General features: G+C 71.6%; 8 protein-coding genes. 7 read left to right on the top strand and 1 reads right to left on the bottom strand.

Features of this window, described 5'->3' with window-relative positions; all coding sequences use genetic code 11:
* Positions 1–167 precede the first annotated feature (167 nt).
* Genes ACFORO_RS10870 through ACFORO_RS10845 form a run of 6 tightly spaced genes read left to right on the top strand, consistent with a single transcriptional unit; the run spans position 168 to position 16,330 of the window.
* Positions 168–5,393 carry a type I polyketide synthase gene (locus ACFORO_RS10870; protein WP_377868608.1) on the top strand — a complete coding sequence of 1,742 codons (5,226 nt, stop codon included), beginning with the start codon at positions 168–170 and terminating at the stop codon, positions 5,391–5,393.
* A complete protein-coding gene (locus ACFORO_RS10865) occupies positions 5,386–7,671 on the top strand; it encodes a lantibiotic dehydratase (RefSeq protein ID WP_377868609.1) in 2,286 nt (761 codons plus the stop codon). The genes ACFORO_RS10870 and ACFORO_RS10865 overlap by 8 nt, the downstream gene beginning before the upstream one ends.
* The gene (locus ACFORO_RS10860) at positions 7,668–11,000 is read left to right on the top strand and encodes an amino acid adenylation domain-containing protein (protein WP_377868610.1); all 3,333 of its coding nucleotides are present in this window, start codon (positions 7,668–7,670) and stop codon (positions 10,998–11,000) included. Before ACFORO_RS10865 ends, ACFORO_RS10860 begins: the two co-directional genes overlap by 4 nt.
* Positions 10,985–12,949: a B12-binding domain-containing radical SAM protein gene (locus tag ACFORO_RS10855; protein WP_377868611.1), complete on the top strand. Its 1,965-nt coding sequence runs from the start codon at positions 10,985–10,987 to the stop codon at positions 12,947–12,949. The genes ACFORO_RS10860 and ACFORO_RS10855 overlap by 16 nt, the downstream gene beginning before the upstream one ends.
* A complete protein-coding gene (locus tag ACFORO_RS10850) occupies positions 12,942–14,609 on the top strand; it encodes an ABC transporter transmembrane domain-containing protein (protein WP_377868612.1) in 1,668 nt (555 codons plus the stop codon). Before ACFORO_RS10855 ends, ACFORO_RS10850 begins: the two co-directional genes overlap by 8 nt.
* A complete protein-coding gene (locus ACFORO_RS10845) occupies positions 14,606–16,330 on the top strand; it encodes an ABC transporter ATP-binding protein (RefSeq protein ID WP_377868613.1) in 1,725 nt (574 codons plus the stop codon). The genes ACFORO_RS10850 and ACFORO_RS10845 overlap by 4 nt, the downstream gene beginning before the upstream one ends.
* Before the next feature lie 16 nt (positions 16,331–16,346).
* Here ACFORO_RS10845 and ACFORO_RS10840 read toward each other — a convergent pair whose 3' ends face one another.
* Positions 16,347–17,633 carry a type VII secretion protein EccE gene (locus ACFORO_RS10840; RefSeq protein WP_377868614.1) on the bottom strand — a complete coding sequence of 429 codons (1,287 nt, stop codon included), beginning with the start codon at positions 17,631–17,633 and terminating at the stop codon, positions 16,347–16,349.
* A gap of 151 nt (positions 17,634–17,784) precedes the next feature.
* Between ACFORO_RS10840 and ACFORO_RS10835 the strand changes: the two genes are divergently transcribed.
* Positions 17,785–19,800, top strand: a complete 2,016-nt coding sequence (locus tag ACFORO_RS10835; protein ID WP_377868615.1) for a fibronectin type III domain-containing protein — start codon at positions 17,785–17,787, stop codon at positions 19,798–19,800.
* Positions 19,801–19,805: the final 5 nt, after the last annotated feature.

Below are 19,805 nucleotides of genomic sequence, written 5' to 3'. Positions count from 1 at the left end.
TCGGTCAATCTGGGTCCTTTCGCGGGAGAACGGGGCTCACGGTAACCGCGTTCGCCCGTTCGCCACCGTGGTTTCGCCTGGGTCCGAAAGCATGGACGCACGCGGGAGGCCTGGATCTACTGGCGACGAGAAGGTTGTCGGCCGACGTGTGCGATGAGTGAGGCGGTATGGCCATCGGTGACTCCGCTGACCCCGGCCCGGCCGTCGAACCGGTCGCGATCGTCGGGATGGCCTGCCGGGTGCCGGGCGCGGCGGACGTCCGCCGGTTCTGGCGCAACCTGACCGCCGGGGTCGAATCGGTGCGGCGGTTCACCCGCGCCGAGCAGCTGGCCGCCGGCGTGCCGGTCGAGGAGCTCGACGACCCCGCGTTCGTCCCGGCCGCGCCGGTGCTGGACGACATGGCGGGCTTCGACGCCGCGTTCTTCGGGATGACCCCGCGCGAGGCCGAGCTGGCCGACCCGCAGCAGCGGCTGTTCCTCGAGCTGTGCCACACCGCGCTGGAGGACGCGGGCCATCCGCCGGGCCGGGTCCGCGGCGAGGTCGGCGTCTACGGCGGCACCGGCGTGGACGACTATCTCTGGCGCAACATCCGCGGCAACCGGCGGATCTGGGATTCGGCGGGGCGCGGCCTGACGATGGTCGGCAACTCGCCGGACTACCTCGCGACCTTCACCTCGTACAAACTCGACCTGCGCGGCCCGAGCATGACCGTGCAGACCGCGTGCTCGACGTCCCTGGTCGCGGTGCACCTCGCCTGCGAAGCCTTGCGCTCCGGCGAATGCGACCTGGCGGTGGCGGGCGGCACCAACATCGAACTCCCGCACCATCGCGGCTACCTGCCGCGCGTCGGCGGTGTCGATTCGAGCGACGGACACTGCGCGCCGTTCAGCGAGCAGGCGTCGGGGACGGTCTGGGGCAGCGGCGGCGGGACCGTCGTGCTCAAGCGGTTGTCGGAGGCGATCGAGGACGGTGACCACGTCCACGCGGTGATCCTCGGCAACGCGGTCAACAACGACGGCTCGGAGAAGGTGTCCTTCACCGCTCCCGGGCCGAAGGGCCAGACCGCGGTGATCGCGCAGGCGTTGAGCGTGGCCGGGGTGACTCCGGCGGACATCGGCTACGTGGAGGCGCACGGCACCGGCACCCGGCTCGGCGACCCGATCGAAATCGCCGCGCTGACCGAGGTTTTCGGCCGCGAGCCGCGCGACGGGCAGCGGTGCGCGATCGGCTCGGCCAAGTCCAACATCGGCCACCTCAGCCAGGGGGCCGGGGTGGTGGGCCTGATCAAGGCCGCGCTGATGGTGTCCCACGGGATGCTGCCTCCTTCGCTGAACGTCACCGCGCCGCATCCGGACATCGATTTCGCGAACTCGCCGTTCACCGTCAACACAGTCGCGCGGGTTTGGGAGGCGGCCGGGCCACGCCGGGCGGGGGTGAGTTCGTTCGGCTTCGGCGGCACGAACGCGCATTTGGTGGTCGAACAACCGCCGGTGCTGGCGGCCACTGAAGCGGGGGACGTCGCGCTGATTCCGTTGTCCGCCAAGACTGAAAGCGCCCTGCGGACGGCGGCGACACGACTGGTCGAGCATGTCGCGGACTCTCCCGAGCTGAGTCTCACCGACATCGCCCACACGTTGCGCGCCGGGCGGGACGAGCATTCGCACCGCGCCGCAGTGGTCGCGCGGACTCGTGAAGACCTTGCCCGCGCGCTGGCCCGCCCCGCCGCAGCGGTCGCCGATCCCGCCACGAAGGTCGCGTTCCTGTTCTCCGGACAGGGCAGCCAGTACCCGGGCATGGGCGATGAACTGCACAACGCTGAACCGGTCTTCCGGTCCGCAATGGACGAATGTCTTGAGCTGGCGCGGGCAGAACTCGGTGCTGACCTGCGAGAGCTGCTCGCCGCGCACCCGGAGGAGACCCAGTTCGCGCAGCCCGCGCTGTTCGCCGTCGGCTACGCCTTGAGCCGGTTGTGGCGGTCGTGGGGCGTCGAGCCCGAGGCGATGATCGGCCATTCGGTCGGCGAGTACGTGGCGGCTGCCGAAGCCGGGGTGTTCACCGTGCCCGAGGCGGTCCGGCTGGTGTGCGCGCGAGGACGGCTGATGCAGCAGGCGCCGCCGGGAGCCATGCTGGCCGTCTCGATGGACGAGGACCGGCTCCGCGAATGGCTGCCCACCGGCTTGTCGCTCGCCGCGGTGAACGGCTCGGGGGCCTGCGTGGTCGCCGGGCTTGCCGAAGCGGTCGAAGACTTCGCCGCGAAGCTGTCCGCGGAGAAGATCCAGAACCGAGAGCTGCGTACCTCGCACGCCTTCCACTCGCCGTTGATGGACGGGGTTCTCCCGGACTTCCGTGCCGAGGTCGCGGCGGTGTCGTTGCGCCGCCCCAACCGGCCCTACCTCTCGACCCGCACCGGGGACTGGATCACCCCGGAACAGGCCGCCGACCCGGACCATTGGGTCCGGCAGCTGCGCGACACCGTCCGCTTCGGCGACTGCGTGCAGCGGCTGCTCGCGGACGGTTCCTGGGCGTTGGTGGAATGCGGTCCCGGACGGCAGCTCGCCGGGCTGGCGCGGATCCGGCCACGCGGCGCGGCGCGGTCGAAGGGCCCGCTCGCCCTGCCCAGCCTGCCGACGCCTGGCGATTCTCGCGGCGACGTGGAGACCTTGTATGCCGCGGCGGGTCGCTTGTGGACGGTCGGCGTCCCGGTGCGCACCGGCCGCATCGGTGCCCCCGGACGCCGCGTGCCCCTGCCTGCCTATCCGTTCGAGCGCACGCATTACTTCGTCGAACCCGATCCGCCGGGCGCGCCGCAACCCGCTCCGGAACCGCTCGAGCACAGCTGGGTTTCCGTGCCGACCTGGCGGCAGACGGCGCCGCTGACGGCGACCGGCGAGCCGTCCAGCTGGCTGGTCTTCAGCGACGGTCCGCGCGGTACCGACCTGGTCGCGGCGCTCCGGCGCAGTGGTGCCGACGTTGTCGTCGCAGGAGAGGAGCCGGGCAACCCCCACTGTGTCCGCGCCACCGAACCGGACGACTACGCGCGCCTCTTCGCCGACCTTGCCGCGCGCGGCGGGATGCCGACGCGGATCGCCCACGCTTGGCTGCTCGACGCCGACGAGGCCGATCCTCTTCGCGCTCAGGACCTCGGATTGTTCAGCCTCATCGCCTGTGCGCGGGCGCTCGCTACGACCGCGCAGGCTCAGTCGGGGGAGAGCGGCGCGATCGCACTGGACATCCTGACGCGTGGCGCGCGCGATGTCACCGGCGCCGACCTCGTCAATCCCGCCAGCGCCACGGTGACCGCGTTCGCCGAGGTCGCTCCGATCGAACTGCCGGTCCTGCGCGTCCGCCACCTCGACCTCGGGCCGGGCGACCGCGCCGCCGGTGCTCTCCTGGCGGAACTGCGCGCCGCCCCGGGCGATCCGGTCGTGGCCCTGCGCGGGGGACGCCGGTGGGTTCCCGAGCAGCAACCCGTCCCCGAACTGTCCGAAGTGGACTCGACAACGCTGCGACAGCAAGGCGTCTACCTGATCACCGGTGGTACCGGAGGGATCGGGATCACCGTCGCCGAGCACCTCGCGCGGCGGGTCGCGGCAAGGCTCGTCCTCACCAGCCGCCACGGTCTCCCGCCGGAGCACGAGTGGGGCGCGCTGGGCGGGACCGACCGCATCGGCCGGGCTGTCGCGGCGATCCGCCGGATGCGGGCGGCCGGTGCGGAAGTCGAGGTCGTCGCTGCTGATGTCAGTGAAGCGGAAGACCTGGCGCGTGTTCGGGAAGTCCTTATTGGACGGTTCGGCCGTCTCGACGGCATCGTGCACGCGGCGGGCGTCGCCGGCGGTCAGATGATCGAGGCGTGGGACCGTGCCGAAGCCGAACGCGTGCTCGGCCCGAAGCTTCTCGGCACCAACCTTCTCCGTGCCGCGTTCGGCGATCTCTCCCCGGATTTCCTCGTGCTGTGCTCCTCGACCTCGGCGTTGATCGGGGCACCGGGACAGCTCGACTACAGCGCGGCGAACGCCTACCTCGACGCGTGCGCAGGTGCCGCGGGCGGGTGGCCCGCGCGGCGGTTGTCGGTCAACTGGGGGCGGTGGCTCGAAGTCGGCATGGCCGTCGAGACCGAGGTGCCCCGGGAATGGCAGCGCGTGCTCGACCAGCCCGGCGAGGCCTGGGACCACCCGATCCTGACCCATCGCGACGGCAACGGCGGATACCGCGGGACGGTTTCCCCGGCAACGCATTGGGTGCTTGACGAGCACCGGCACCAAGGCCGCGCTCTCCTGCCGGGAGCCGCGCATGTCGAGCTGATCCGGGCGGCCTTCGAGAACCATGTACCGCGATCCTCGCCGCAGCATCAGGCCGAGCTCAGCGATCTCGTGTTCGTGCGCCCGCTGGTGCTCGCCGACGACGAGAGCGCCCGCATTCGGGTCACCGTTCGAGGCGACGCGGGGGAGTACCGGGTAGAGGTTGCCAGCGAGTCGGGGGTGCATGCCGAGGCCAGGGCACGGTGGACCGCCGCTGACGCTGAGCTTGTCGATCTGCGCGCGCTCCGAGCCGGCCACGGCGGACAACGTCAGGACTACGACGGCGAACGTCTCGGAAAGGCGGGCGGCTTCGCGCTGGGCGGGAGGTGGCGCAGCCTGCGGCACACGACCGACGCCGTCGACGGCACGAGCCGCTTGGCCTGGTTCGAACTCCCCGACGCGGTGCGGACGGAGGCCGCCGGGCTGCCGCTGCACCCGGCGGTGCTCGACGAGGTCACCTCGGTGGCCAGCGACGGACAGGGCAAGTACCTGCCGCTGAGCTACGGACGGCTGGTCGTGCACCGGCCGTTCCCCGCGCGGCTGTGGGCCTGGGCGCGCTACCAGGGTGCCCGAGACGGCGAGGTCATCACCGCTGATCTGTCCGTTGTGGACGAACGCGGCGAACCGGTGCTGACGGTCACCGACTTCGTCATGCGCCGCACCGACGTCGCCGCCCTCAGCAGCAAACCCGCCGCGCCGACCGGCGAGGGCCTGCGTCCGGAAGAGGCGGTGGACCTTCTCGACCGGCTCCTCGGCGCGGACCTCGGGCCTCGGGCGATCGTCTCCGCGGTGCCGCTGGCCAGGATCCGCCAGCGCTCCGAGGCGATCATGGCTTCCGGCCCCGGCGCCGCGCCCGCCGACGACCTGGAGACCGCCATCGCGCGCGTGTGGGCCGACGTGCTCGGGATCGCCGAGGTCGGCGTGGACGAGGATTTCGCGGAACTCGGCGGGAACTCGCTGACTGCGGTCCAGTTGATCTCGCAGGTGCGCAGCGCGGTCGGCGTCCGGGTGCCGATGCAGGTGCTGTTCGAAGCGCCGACCGTCGCGGCGATGGCGGGCGTGGTCGCCCGGATGCGGGGCGACGCCAGTGGCTGACGCGCACCTCGTCGAGCTTCCCGGCGGCGACTGGAAAGTCTGGCGCGCGGCCCTGCTCCGCACGACCGGCTTCCCCGCCGACGGACTCGCCGCCTTCACCTGCTCCGAAGCCGCGGCGATCGTCGATGCGCATCTCGACGGCACCGTTGCCCAGCACGAGGCCGAGCAGGCGTTCGCCGAAGCCGCCGCGCAGGGGAGTCGTGCGCTGTCGAAGATCGCGGCCGACCCGTTGTTCCGCGAAGCGCTCGTGTGGCAGAACGCGCGCGTTCTGCGCGTGGCCGATTCGATCGCGGCCGAGACCGAGCCCGCGCGGCTGAACCGGCGCCGCCGCCGGGACGAGGACCTGCTCGCCCGCTACTGGCAGCGCTACTGTGCCAAAACCGAGACGATCGGCTTCTTCGGGCCAGTCAGCTGGACCGAGATCACCTCCGGGCCGGATATCGTCACCTCCGGGATCGGCCCGCGCCTGGTCCGGGCTCGCGCGACCCACCTCGAGTACTGGGTGCTGGACGCGTACGCCCGGCACCTGGCCGAAGACAGCGAGACCCGGTCCTGGCTCCCGGTCCGGCTGCCCCCGCACCTCGCGCTCGACGGAACCCGGCTGCTGCACCCCACCGAACCCGCCCGCACCCTCACCCCGCAGCAAGCGCAGCTGCTCGCCTGCTGCGACGGCCGTCCCGCACGGGAAGTCCTCACCGCGCTCGACGGAACTCTTGCGGAGCGGGTCGATCTGGAACGCATGCTCGCCGACCTGCACGACCGTTCGCTGGTGTCGTGGGGCATCGACCTGCCGTTGAACCACACCGCTCAATCCACGCTGCAGCAGGGAATCGAGGCGATCGGCGACGAGCGGATCCGGCACGACGCGCTCGCCGGGCTCGAGCGTCTCGACCGGGCACGGGCGCGCGTGGCCGAGGCTGCGGGCGACGCCGACGCGTTGCTGACCGTCCTCGCGGAACTGGACGACGTGGTCACCGCGGTGACCGGAAGCGAACCACGGCAGCGTGCCGGCGAGATGTATGCGGGCCGGACTCCTTGCTACGAGGACACAATCCGGGACCTGGACCTCAGCTTCGGTACCGGCCTGCTGGACGGCTTCGGTCCCGCGCTCACCCGGATGGCCCACCTCGCGCGCTGGCTTACCGCCGAACTCGCTGCCGCCGTCCAAAGTGGACTTAGAAGGCTGCACGCCGACCTGGCCGAGGACAGCGGCGGCCGGGAGGTCCCGTTCGGACAGTTGTGGTACCTCGCCCGCGGCGTGCTCTTCGGCCAGGACGACGGACCGGTCGCCGCCGTGCTGGCCGAGTTCTCCCGGCGGTGGGCGGCGTTGTTCGCGCTCGACACCCAGTCCGAGGACGTCCGCCGCGCCAGCGCCAGCCTCGACGTCGAGACGCTGTTCCCCGCCGACCGGCCGGGCTGGGCCGGGGCGAGGTTGCACAGCCCGGATCTCCAGCTGTGCGCGGAGAACCTGGACGCCCTGCGCCGTGGGGACTTCTTCGCCGTCCTCGGCGAGCTGCACGTTTCCTGGCCGACGTTCGACTCCGGCGTCACCGTCCGCGTCCACCCCGATCCCGAGCAGTTGCGCGCCGATCTGCGAAACGACCTCGGTTCCGGCCGGATGCTGCCGCTGTTCCCTTCCACGTGGCCACGGGTGACCGCGCGGGTGAACCGCTGCCTGGAGAACGCCGACGACCGTCAGTTCGGCTTCGTCGACGCACCGGGTGCTGATCCCGATCGGCTGGTGCGCATCGCCGCTTTGGCCGTCACCGACCACGACGGCGAACTCCTCGTGCACGGGCCCGGCTTCCGCCGTCCAGTGCTCGATCTGTTCTCCGAGCTGCTGATGATGCGGGCGGTCGACGCGTTCCGCTCGGCCACCGCGCGACCGCACACGCCGCGGATCACCGTGGATCGGCTGGTGGTGTGCCGGGAGAGCTGGCGGACGACCGTCGGCGAGACCGGGCTGGCCGAGGTCGAGGGGCATTGCTCGCGATACCTGGCGGTCCGGCGCTGGCGGCGCGAGCTTGGCCTGCCGGAACGGGTTTTCGCCAAGTTCGCGACCGAGGGCAAACCGCTCTACGTCGACTTCACCAGCCCGGTCTACGTGGCGGGATTCTGCTCCGCGTTGCGGGCCGCCGCTCGCACCGGAGCGGACAGCGCGCTGACGCTCACCGAACTGCTGCCGGGGCCGGAGCACGCGTGGGTGCCTGATGCCGAAGGGCGGACGTACCTGTCGGAGCTGCGTGTTCAGCTGCGGGATCCGGAGACGGCCGAATGACCCTTCTGCCACAGCGGGTGCTGGCCCACGCACAGCAACATCCCGACGCGATCGCTGTGCGCCAGTGGGATCGCAGCCTGACCTACGCCGAGCTGGCCACGGCGGCCACCGGTCTCGCCGCGACGCTGCGTACCCACGGCGTCGGCCCGGAGACCCCGGTAGGCCTGTGCCAGCGCCGGACGCCGGAGATGATCGTCGGCCTTCTCGGGATCATGCTGGCGGGCGGGGTGTACCTGCCGCTGGAGCTGTCCCACCCTCGCCATCGCCGCGACGCCATCCTCGCCGATGCCCGGCCAACGCTGGTCCTCGTCGACGACGACGGCGAGAAAGCGTTGGCGCACCACAGTATTCCGCGCCTCCGGCAGGAAAGCGCAACGGATGCCAGCCCCGTCGAGATCGACCCGGACAACCTCGCGTTCCTGATGTACACCTCCGGCTCCACCGGTGAGCCGAAGGGCGTCGCGCTCGAACACGGCGGCCTCATCGCGCACCTGGAAGCCGCCGCCGAATGGGTCGGGCTCGACCGGAACGCCCGCGTCCTGGCCTTCGCCTCGTGCGGTTTCGACCTCTCGCTGCACGAGATCGGGGTCGCGCTCGCGTTCGGCGCGGAGGCGGCGCTCATTGCCGAGGCCGACCGTCTGGATCCGGTCCGGCTGCACGAATTCCTGCGCGCCCACGAGGTGTCCTACGCGAACCTGCCGGTTTCCGTGCTGCCGCTGGTCGAACCGCATGGACTGCCCGCGTTGACGGTGCTCGGGACGGGTTCCGAGGCGCCGGGACCGGAGCAGGTCGCGCGGTGGACCGTGCCGGGCCGCCGGTTTCTCAACAGCTACGGGCCGACCGAGACCACGGTCATGGTGTCCTCCTTCGACGCCCGCGGCGAGTGGACGCGGCCGATCCCGATCGGCCGCGCGCTGGGGGAGCACGGGCTGCACGTGGTGGACGAGAAGCTGCGCCCGGTCCCCGCTGGGACCCCCGGCGAGCTGCTGATCAGCGGGGCGGGGCTCGCTCGTGGCTACCTCGGGCGGCCGGGGTTCACCGCGGAACGGTTCATCGCCGATCCGTTCGGCAGCGGCGGGCGGGCGTATCGCACCGGCGATCTCGTCCGCCGCAACGCGGACGGGGACCTGGAATTCCTCGGCAGGCTGGACCGGCAGGTCAAGATCCGCGGTCAGCGCGTGGAACTCGGCGAGATCGAGACCGCGCTGCGGGCGCACCCGGAGGTCCGGCACGCGGTCGCGGACACGGTTTCCGGTACGGTCGTGGCGTTCTGCGTACCGGAGACGGTGGAGCCGTCGGAGTTGCGGGAGTACTGCGCCAGCCGGTTGTCCGCCGCGATGGTCCCGACGCGGGTGTTCTGCCTGCCCGAGCTGCCGCTGCTGGCCTCGCACAAGGTCGATCTGAACCGGCTCCGCGAGCTGGTCGCCCGCGAACCCGCGCCGGCCGGTGCGGCGGACGAGCCGCTGCCTGCGGTGGTGGCCCGCGTGTGGCGCGGCCTGCTCGGCGAAGGGGAGGATTTCTTCGCCAGCGGCGGACATTCGCTCACCGCGATGACCATGGTCGCGTTCCTGCGCGCCGAGCTTGGCCGTGACGTCGGGGTCGGCGACATCTACCAAAGCCGCACCCTCGCCGGGCTCACCGAACGCGTCGCACAGGCTGCCCGCACCGACGAGATCGAGCTGACCACCGGACATCCGCCAGCGCTCTCGTCGGGACAGCGACGGCTATGGTTCCTCGACCAGCTGGCCCCCGGTTCGGCCGCGTACAACACGCCGATGGCCCGCAGACTGCGTGGACCGGTCGACCTGGCGAGGTTGCAAGCTGCGTTGACCGCGGTCCTCGCCCGGCACGAAGTGCTGCGATGGCGCTTCCCGGCCGACGGCGGCACGCCCCGAGCGGTGGCCGACCCGCCGTTCGTGCTGTCGTTGCCGGTCCTCGACACGTCCGTCGAGCGGATCCAGTCGGAGCTGGACGCCGAAGCCACCGCGCCGTTCGACCTGGCGGGCGGCCCGCTGGTGCGGGCGATGCTGCTGCGGCTCGCCCCGGACGACCACGTCCTCGCGATCACCTTCCACCACGCGGTGTTCGACGGATGGTCGCTCGAGCCGTTCTGCCGTGACCTCTCCGCCGCTTACACCGGCGAACTGCCGCCGCTGCCGGTCAGCTACGCCGACTACGCGGCCTGGCGGAGCGAACGCGACCGGCGTCGTTCCGCGGAAGACCTCCAGTGGTGGCGCGAACATCTCTCGGACGCGCCGACCGTCCTCGACCTCCCTCGCGACCACCCCCGGCCACCAGCGCAGACGCACCGGGGAGCCCTCGTCAAAGGCCAGCTCGGCCAAGACCTCTCCACCGCGGTCGAGGCGCTGGCGTCCACTGTGGACACGACGTCCTCGGTGGTGTTGTTCGCGGCGTTCGCCGAGCTGCTGCACCGCGTCACCGGCCGCGACGACCTCGTGCTCGGTACCCCGGTCGCCGACCGCGGCCACGTCGCCTTCCACGATCTGGTCGGCTTCTTCGTCGAGATCGCCCCGCTGCGGTGCCGCGCCGACGAGACGCGGAACTTCGCCGACACGGTTCGCCGTGCGGCCGCCGAGTTCGTGGCCGCCCTCGCGCACCCCGCCGCACCGCTGGAACGCATCGTCGCCGAACTGCGCGTGCCCCGCGAATCCACCCGCGGTCCGCTCGTGCAGGTGCTCTTCAACGTCTACGGCTTCGCGCCCGGAGAGCTCGTCCTGCCCGGCGTCGCCACGGAAACCCTGCCCGCCGGACAGCCTGGCTCCGCGTTCGACCTGACCGTCTACGTGGAACGCCACGAGGACGGATTCGGCGTCGAACTCCTCTACGACCGCGCGCTGTACGAGTCCGACCGGATCGACCGGCTGCTCGCCGCGTACCTCGAATGGATCGCCGCGCTGGTGACCACCGGCGAGAAACCCGCGCTGGACCCGTCGCTCAGCAAGGGAATCCGCGAAGCAGCGGCGTCCGATGAGCCAGCGGTCAAGGAAAGCACCTGGTCCGACACCGAACGAGAGCTCGCCCGGCTGTGGACCGAGGTCCTGGACGGTCGCCCGGTCGCGGTCGCCGACAACTTCTTCGACCTCGGCGGCACCTCGTTCGCCCTGACCGTCCTGCACGGCCGGATCGAACGGCAGTGGGGCGGCCGCGCCCGGCTCGTCGACCTGTTCCGCTATCCCACCGTGCGCGCGTTCGCGGCGTTCCTGGACGGCCAGGCCGCGGACACGGCGCTCGAAGCGGCCGACCGGCGGGCCCGCGCCCGCCGGAACCGGGCCCAGACACGAGGAGGGCGGTCATGGGCCTCCCGGTAACGCTCGTCTTCCCGCCCGCGGCGGACCCTTCGCTGCCGCACGGCGCGCTGCCGCTGCTCGGCGCGGTGCTCCGGCGCGGCGGGCACGACGAGGTCGAGCTCCGCGACCTCAATCTGGAGGCCTTCGACCACCTGCTGCGGCCGGAACCGCTCGCGGCGGTGTCAGACGGCGGTGCCGCCGAAGTCGTCGCGAACATCACCGAGTCCCGGCGGATCCTGCGGGATCCGGTCGACTTCTACGATCCGGCGAAACTCCTCTACGCCAAGCGGATCTTCCACCTCGCCGGCGACCTGATCACCGCGGGGCAGCCGGAGTCGCGGTTCGGCAAGTACTCCTATTCGCAGGCGACCTACGACAGCTACGAGGAGGTCGCGCACGCGGTCGACACCGAGGCCGGACCGCTCGCGGGCTACTTCCGCGACGTGGCCGTTCCGTCGCTGCTGGCGCGGAAACCGCGGTTGATCGGCCTGTCGGTGCCGTATTTCTCGCAGCTGATCCCGGCGTTCCTGCTCGCCGAGGAGATCCGTCGGCAGGACCCGAGCGTGCACGTCACGGCGGGCGGGCCGGTGATCACGTGGGGCCGGGAAGTGCTCACCGCCGACGCCCGGTTCGGCCGCTGGCTCGACTCGTTCCTCGTCGGCGAGGCCGACGAAACTCTCCTGCACTTCGCGGATTCCCTCGCCGGAGAACGGGACCCGGCGTCGGTGCGCAACATCGTCCGCTATGCCGGCGGCGCGGTCCTGGAGCAGCTCGACCCGACCTACCAGCTCAACCTGGACTGGCTGCCCGCCCCGGATTTCACCATGCTGCCGCTGAAGGACTATTTCGCGCCCAAACGGGTCATCTGCATGATGCCCACGCGCGGCTGCTACTTCAACCGGTGCGCGTTCTGCAACTACGCCTTCATCAAGATCGCGCCCTACCGGATGCGCTCGCCGAAACTGATCGCCGAGGACGTGGCGTCCGTGGTCGCGTCGACCGGCGAAGACGTGTTCTCCTTCGAGGCGGACGTCATGCTGCCCGCCCATCTGCGGTCGCTGTCCGAGGCGTTGCTGGAACGGCGGACCGACATCAGCTGGCACGGCGTCGCTCGCTTCGAGAAGGGCTTCACGCCGGAGGTGTTCGCGACCATGCGCGAAGCCGGGTGCGTCCGGCTCTACATGGGGCTCGAAAGCGCCAACGAACGCGTGCTCAAGGCGATGGACAAGGGCACGACCCCGCAGCGGATGGCGGATATCCTCGCGATGTGCCACACCGCCGGGATTTCCGTCGAAGCCGGGGTGTTCAGCGACTTCCCGTCGGAGACCGCCGCCGAGGCGGAGGACACCTACCGCTTCGTGCGCGACCACCGGCACGTGATCGGCCGCGCCGACGCGGGCACGTTCCGGCTGCTCAAGGGCGCGCCGATCGCCGACGAGCCCGAGGTGTACGGGATCACCGTCAAGGACGACCCGGCGCGCCGCTGGTACCACCTCGACTACGAGGAGGACACCGGCGTCTCCACCGGGCTGGCCGAGCGGATCCAGCGGCTCTACCCGGAGGTCGCGCTGATCGACGTGCCGGAGGACATCCTCTACAACGCCCGCTTCGGCCCCAACGCGTTCCGGAGGTTCTTCGACGGCGGCGGGGAAGCGGCCGATCCGCTGCCCGCCGAGGCGAAACTTTCGCTGGCCGAAGGCGTCGTGCTGCACCGCGTCCTGGTCGCCAACTCCGGCGCGGTCCACTTCGACGGCTCCGAGTCCTCGCACGCGGGTTTTGAGAAGTCCCAGCTGGCGATCACGATCGCCCTCGATCGCCACCACTCGCGCGTGCACCCGCTGGGGGACAACGAGGAGAAGGTCCTGCGCCGGTTGGCCGAGGGCGACGCGCGGGCCGGCGAACTGCATTCCACTGTGGACACTCTGGTGGCGAAGGGGCTGGTGACGGTTCAGGACGGTGCCGGTGCCTGACCCGGACACCCGGGGTCCGGGCCGCTACCTGTGGTGGCTGGTGCGGTGCCAGCCCGGCCGGGTGCTGTCCGGCGGCCTGGTGAGCGCGGCGTGGATGGGCTGCCTGATGCTGCCGCCGTACTTCCTGTCGCGCGCCGTCGACGAGGGACTGCGCGGCGGGAGCATGGCCGCTCTGCTGGGCTGGGCCGCCGCGATCGTGGGCATCGGTGCGGTCAACGCGACGCTGGAGACGGTGCGGCACCGCACCATGACCCAGGTCCGGATGGACGCTTCCTTTCGCACCGTGCGGGCCTTGACGCGCCAGGCCGTCGACGTCGGCGCGACTCTGCCGCGGAAGGTCTCGGCGGGTGAGGTCGTCAGCATCTCGGCGACGGACGTCATGCGGATCAGCTGGGCGCTGACGGTCACCGGCCCCGGTTTCGGCGGCATCGTGGCGTTCGCGGTGGTCGCGGTGCTGCTGTTCTCGGTGTCGCCGACGCTGGCGCTCGTGGTCCTGCTCGGGGTGCCGCTGCTCGTCGTGCTCACCGGACCGCTGCTGAGGCGGCTGCAGCACGTGGAGACCGAGTACCGGCGGCAGGAGGCGGCGCTGACGACCCGGGCCGCCGACATCGCCGGGGGACTGCGGGTGCTGTGCGGAATCGGCGGAAAAGACCGGTTCGCGGGCGGTTACCGGCGGGCTTCGCAGGCCCTGCGCGCGGAAGGCAACCGGATCGGCGCGGTGATCAGCTGGATCCAGGCGCTCGGTGTGGGCCTGCCCGCGCTGTTCCTGGGCGCGGTCACGTGGATCGCGGCCCGGATGACCGCGGCGGGGGAGATCACGATCGGCGAACTGGTCGCGGTGTACGGGTATGTGGCCGTGCTGGTGGTGCCCGTGTCGTACTTCATCGAGGGCGCGGGGGACATCAGCCTCGGTTTGGTGGCCGCGCGGCGGGTGGTGCGGATCCTGGTGCTGCGCCCGGAGGTCACCGACGGTCCTGGTGCGGTTTCGGGCCCGCCGGGGCAGGCGCCGATGGCTGACTGTGTCTCTGGGCTGGAGGTGCGCGCGGGGGAGTTCCTGGTGCTCGCGACCTCGACGACGGCCGAAGCCGCCGCGGTCCTGGAACGGCTCGCTCGGCTGACGGACTCGGACGTCCGGTGGGGCGACGTTCCCCTCAGCGCGGTTTCGCTGGCCGAGGTGCGCCGCCGGGTCGTGCTGAGCGATGTCGACGGGTACCTGTTCGGTGGTTCTCTCCGCGAAACCCTTGCCGCCGAACGGGATGACGACGCGATCACCGCCGCGCTGGAGGTCGCCGCGGCGGAAGACGTGCTGGCTTCCGGGCTTTCGTTCACAGTGGATGCCAAGGGCTGGAGCCTGTCCGGCGGCCAGCGGCAACGGCTGCGGCTGGCGCGTGCTGTGCTGGCGGATCCGGACGTCCTCCTGCTGGTCGACCCGGCGGCGGCGGTGGACGCGCATACCGAGTCGCTCATCGCGGACCGGCTCCGGGCCGCGCGGCGAGGGCGGACCACGGTGGTGGTGAGCACGTCGCCGCTGTTGCTGGCGAAGGCTGATCGGGTCGCTTTGTTGAGCGACGGACGGGTGGTCGCGGCGGGTTCGCATGCGGAGCTGCTGGGGTCGGAGCCTGGGTATCGGGCGCTGGTCGCTCGCGGAGGTGAGGTGTGAACGGCTCGCTGCCCGTCGCTGACAACCGCGCGGTACGCCACGAGGCCCGGCGGCTCCTCCGCGCCGACCCGCGCGCCGTGACCGTGATCGTCCTCCTGAACTGCGCGGCAGCGGCGCTCGGCCTCGCCGCCCCGTGGCTCGTCGGCGAGATCGTCAACCGGGTCGCCGCGGGCGCTGAAGTGTCCACTGTGGACCTGCTGGCCGTCGCTATCGTCGCCTTCGCCGTGGCGCAGCTGCTGGTCACCCGGTTCGCGCGGTACGCGGCTTTCCGGTTCGGGGAACGGTCGCTGGCCAGCCTGCGCGAGCGATTCGTGGACGACACTCTCGCCCTGCCGGTGTCCGTGGTGGAACGCGCGGGCGTCGGCGATCTGATCACCCGGGGCTCCAGCGACGTCGCGCAGGTCGGCGGGACCCTGCGCGACGCCGTCCCCGACCTGTTCGTCTCGGTGGTGCAAGCGGTGTTCATCCTCGGCGCCGTTTTCGCGTTGCATCCGCTGCTCGGCCTGTGCGCGCTCGCGGGCATCCCGCTGATGTGGTGCGTGACGCGGTGGTATCTCAACCGTTCCCGGACCGCCTACCTCGCCGAAGGCGAAGCGAACTCCGCGCTCGCCGACGCCATGGCCGCCACCGCCGAAGGAGCCCGGTCCGTCGAGGTGTTCGGCCTGCGGCAACAGCGAATCGACGCGGCAGAACGCGCGATCTCAGCCTCGTATGCGGCCCGGATGCGGACGTTGTCCTTGCGCACGGTGTTCATCCCCGGAACAGTCTTCGCCCACTCGATCCCCGTCGCGGTGACCCTCGTCGGCGGCGGTGCCGCACACCGGGCCGGGCTGCTCAGCCTCGGCGCGGTGATCGCGGCCGGACTGTACCTGTGGCAGCTCGTGGACCCGCTCGACCACGTCCTGTTCTGGCTGGAGCAACTGCAAAGCAGCGGTGCGTCCCTGGCCAGGATCAAAGGCGTCGCCGAAGCCGCGGCCGACGACGAGCCGGCTCGGGCCGTGCCCGTCGACGACCGGATCGAAGTCAAGGCCTTGCGCTACGCCTACCGCGGCACCGCCGACGTCCTCCACGACCTGGACCTGACCGTGCACCCCGGCGAACGGCTGGCGATCGTCGGCCCGTCCGGCGCGGGCAAATCCACGCTGGGCCGATTGCTGGCCGGAATGGACGCCCCGCGAACGGGCAGTGTCACTCTCGGCGGCGTAGATGTGCACCGGCTCGCTCCCGACCGGGCGCTGCTGGTCACGCAGGAACACCACGTGTTCGTCGGAACCCTCCGGGACAACCTGGCCATGGCGGCCCCCGCTGCCTCCGACGACCGCCTCGCCTGGGCCTTGGAGACAGTCGGCTGGACGCACCCGCTGCCGGACGGCCTGGACACCGAACTCGGCGACCCAACCCGCGGCGACCCTTCGCTTGATCCCGCTCAGGCACAGCAGATCGCGCTCGCGCGCGTCCTGCTGGCCGACCCGCGCACGGTGATCCTCGACGAGACCACCGCGATGCTCGACCCGAACGCGGCGCGCCGAGTCGAACGATCCCTGGCCGCGGTCTTGGAAGGCCGGACGGTGATCGCGATCGCGCACCGCCTGCACACTGCGTACGACGCTGACCGCGTCGCGGTGCTGGAGCACGGGAGGCTCACGGAACTCGGGAGTCATGAAGATCTTCTTGCGGCACAAGGCACTTACGCGGCGTTGTGGCGGTCGTGGCACAGCTGACCCCCGGAACCGAGACTCAGCAAACCGCCCCCAGCGGCAAGGTCGCCGTCAACCCGTCATGCTGACGCCCCTCAAGCCGATCCAGCCGCAGCCCCCATTCCCCGGCAAGCCGAGCCAGCACCTCGCCCGCCCGCTCGACCGTCGCCGCATGCGGAGAAGCGACACGCACGACGGCCACCACCTCAGGCACCCCACCCGAACGGCGAGCCGTCAGCGACAGCGTCACCGCGGTCTGGGACGTCGCGCCCAGCACCGCGTGGATCAGCCGGGGAGTCGTCGCGGGCGGGAGATCGGACCAGCCGTCCAGCCGGAACGCGGTCTGGGACACCGAGCCGCTGTGCCAAAGCCGCCACTGCTCCCGGACCTGAGTGCGGCCAGCGGTAACGTGCGCGAGCGACGCGAGCGAGCCGAGAAATTCGGGCTCTCCCAACGGAGTCGTCGGCACGCCGTCGCGGCGCAGGCGACGCTGCACGCGCCGCAGCGCGTTGGTCAGCGCTTGGCGCACCGCATCGTCCTCGTACCGCTCGACGGTGCGCAATGCTTGCAGCGCAAGCCAAATCCGAGGTGGTTGCTGACGGTCGACGCCCGTGTGGTAAAGCACCTGCGCTACGAAGCCGGTGCCAGGTTCGGCGGGCGGCAGCAGCGCTTCGGGGCCCGGGATCGGCGTCGGCGGAAGCGAGTTCGGGCGCAGGACGGCGGAGATCCCGTCCGTGCGGCTGAAGAGGAACACGGGATCGTCGCCGAGTTGCCCGGGATGTCCGGAACCTTCCGGCGACAGCGTGCGCAGCAGAGCCCGGCCGGTCTCGTCAGCGTCGGCCAGCTCGCGTTCCCGGTCGCGCAGCGCGTAGCCCAGGGAAAGCGACAGCCACTCGTAGCCCCAGCGACCGCGGTACCGCAGTGAAGTCAGGGTCAGCAGCGCCACGGCGCCGAGCCCGATCGTGGCCGCCACCGGCCACGGTCGGCCGATCGCCAGGACAGCTGCCACCAGCACCAGCTGCCAGCAGACAACCTGCAGCGCGCCCCATCGGCGACGTCGCTCAGTCGGAAGGCGTACCGGAGTCGGGGGCGGTGTTGTCACGACCGGGCGCCACGGCTGGGCATAGGTCGCCACGGGGGAAGGAGCCGCTGCTCTCGCCGCGGTCAAGGCGGCCAGTGCCGCGGTGCGGGCCGCTGCCTGGGCGTCCGCCGGTACGGGGATCTGCTGGCCCTGGCCGATCGGCCGGGCGAGCGGCGTCGGCTCCGGGACTCCTCGCGCCGGGGCGCTGGCGCGCCGGCCGGGATGTGCCTCGCCGGGATGGGTCACGGCAGCCTCCTCACGTCCCGGACAGGGTCGCGGGGAGAAGCTGAGGTTTCCGTGACAGCACGTTTAATCAGGATTTCAACGGCGTCCTCTAGCGTCCGGGCATGGGTTCCGGATGTATCCCGGCTGTAGCCGACGCCGTTACGGTCCTCCGGTGACCACAGAAACGCCGCGCGCGAGGCGCGCCGCCATGTTCCGGCTGGGGACGGTCGTCGTCGCCGCCCTGGCCGTGGTCGGCATCGCCGTCACCGGGCACGCGTCGCTGCCCACGGACCTGCAGTTCGCGGACGCCGGGCACTGGGTCTACAACACCTCGTCGCAGTCGGCGGTGCACGTCGACGGCGCGACCGGCCAGGTCGACGCCCAGGCGGCCGTCCCCGGCGCGGAGGCGGGCAGCCCCGTGGCGCAAGGCGGCCGTTCGGGCTACGTCGTCGACCGGACGCGGATCACCGAGTTCAGCAAGTCGACGCTCGGCGTCGAGAGCAGCAAAGCGCCGCCCGCCGCCGAGGAACCGGTCGTGCTGGAGGTCGCGGGCGGCCCGTACCTCGTGTACCGCAACGCCGGGCAGATCGCGCGCCTCGGCGACCCGGCGGCCACCGCGCCGACCGGCGGCCCGCTGTCCGCGCCGGTGACGACGTCCGACGGCACGGTCTGGGTGCACCGCATCGACAACGGCTCGATCTGCGACCTCCCGCGCGGCGCCACGCTCCTGACCTGCCCCGCGCAGCTGCCGCAGGGACACGACGCGTCGCTCTCGATCGTCGGCGACCGCCCCGTCGTGCTCGACACGACGGCCAGCGTGCTCCGCTCGGTCGGCGCGAACGGGCTCGGCGAACCGGCTGACCTCGGCCTTTCACTGCCCGCGACCGCGCAGGTGGCGAGCGACGACGTCGACGGGCGGCTCGCGGTCGTGGACCCGGACCACGGCCAGCTGCACCTGATCGACGCCGCCGGCCTGCTGCAGAACCGTCCGGTCGCGCGGCCGGTGTCGGTCCCGCTGGAGAAGGGCGGCCACTACGTGGGCCCGGTCGCGACCTCGCACACCGTCGCCGTGGTCGACCAGGCCCGGCACGAGGTGCGCACCTACGACAGCAAGGGCACGCTGAAGAGCAGCAAGGCGGTGCCCGAGGGCGGCGGCGAAGCGCGGCTGTCGCTCGGCCAGGACCACCGGATCTACGTCGACAACCACGACGGCTCGCACATGGTTGTCGTCGACGGCGGCAACGGCGTGGCCGCGGACGTGGACGTCAGCGCGAAGACCCAGCCCAAGCCGACCCCGCCGCCGCAGCCGGAGACCACGCCCAGCAGCCAGCCGCCCGCGCCGCCGGGCCCGCCCGCGCAGCGGGACAACCCGCCCCCGCCGGTCGCGAAGCCGACCCCGCCGGGCGCGCCGCGCAACGTCCGCGCGACCGCGGGCACCGGCTCGGCGACGGTGATGTGGACGTCCGCTCCCGGCAACGGGTCCCGCGTGGTCCGGTATGTCGTGTCCTGGTCCGGCGGTTCGACCACAGTGGACGGTGGGCGGTCGCGGGTCACCGTGGACGGGTTGACCAACGGCCAGTCCTATTCCTTCAGCGTGGCCGCGGAAAACTCCGCGGGCCGGGGCGCGGCGGCGAGTTCCCGCTCGGTCGTGCCGGGCGGTGCCGCGGAGGCGCCGAAGGTCACCGCGACCGTCGGGTCGAACGGCGCGGTCTCGGTGAGCTGGACGACCCCGGACCTGCACGGAGCCGACCTCGACCACTACGCGGTGAGCGCGTCCGGACAGGGCGACCGGTCGGTGTCCGGAACGTCGACCAGTTTCCAGGGTCTGAGCGGCACCATCACTTTCACGGTCCGCGCGATCACCTCGTACGGCTCGGGCGGGCAGATGACCGGCAGTCCCGGTTCGGCGCGGGCGACCCTCGCGTCCGGCCCGCCGTCGGTGAAGATCACGAGCGTGCGCAGCACGAACGCGCTGATCGTGACGGTCAACGCGGACCCCAACGGCGGCGCGGCCACCTGCCAGGCCTCGTTCATGGGCGCGACTTCGCCCGCGAAGTCCTGTTCCGGCACCACCCAGCTCACGATTTCCAACGTGATCTGGGGAGGCGCGATCACCATCAAGGCTACGATCCGGAATTCCGCGGGTTCGGCGAACGACAGCTGGACCGGCGTTCCGACCACTTCATGAGAAGG

The organism is Amycolatopsis halotolerans, assembly GCF_042647905.1.
GTDB classification, from domain to species: domain Bacteria; phylum Actinomycetota; class Actinomycetes; order Mycobacteriales; family Pseudonocardiaceae; genus Amycolatopsis; species Amycolatopsis halotolerans.
The sequence above is the reverse complement of the archived record's forward strand: the minus strand, read 5'-3'. Positions and strand labels throughout refer to the sequence as shown.

Bases quoted from the DNA above. Each gene is read 5' to 3' on its own strand.
- ACFORO_RS10870 (WP_377868608.1), top strand. From the start codon at position 168: ATGGCCATCGGTGACTCCGCTGACCCCGGCCCGGCCGTCGAACCGGTC.
- ACFORO_RS10860 (WP_377868610.1), top strand. From the start codon at position 7,668: ATGACCCTTCTGCCACAGCGGGTGCTGGCCCACGCACAGCAACATCCC.
- ACFORO_RS10855 (WP_377868611.1), top strand. From the start codon at position 10,985: ATGGGCCTCCCGGTAACGCTCGTCTTCCCGCCCGCGGCGGACCCTTCG.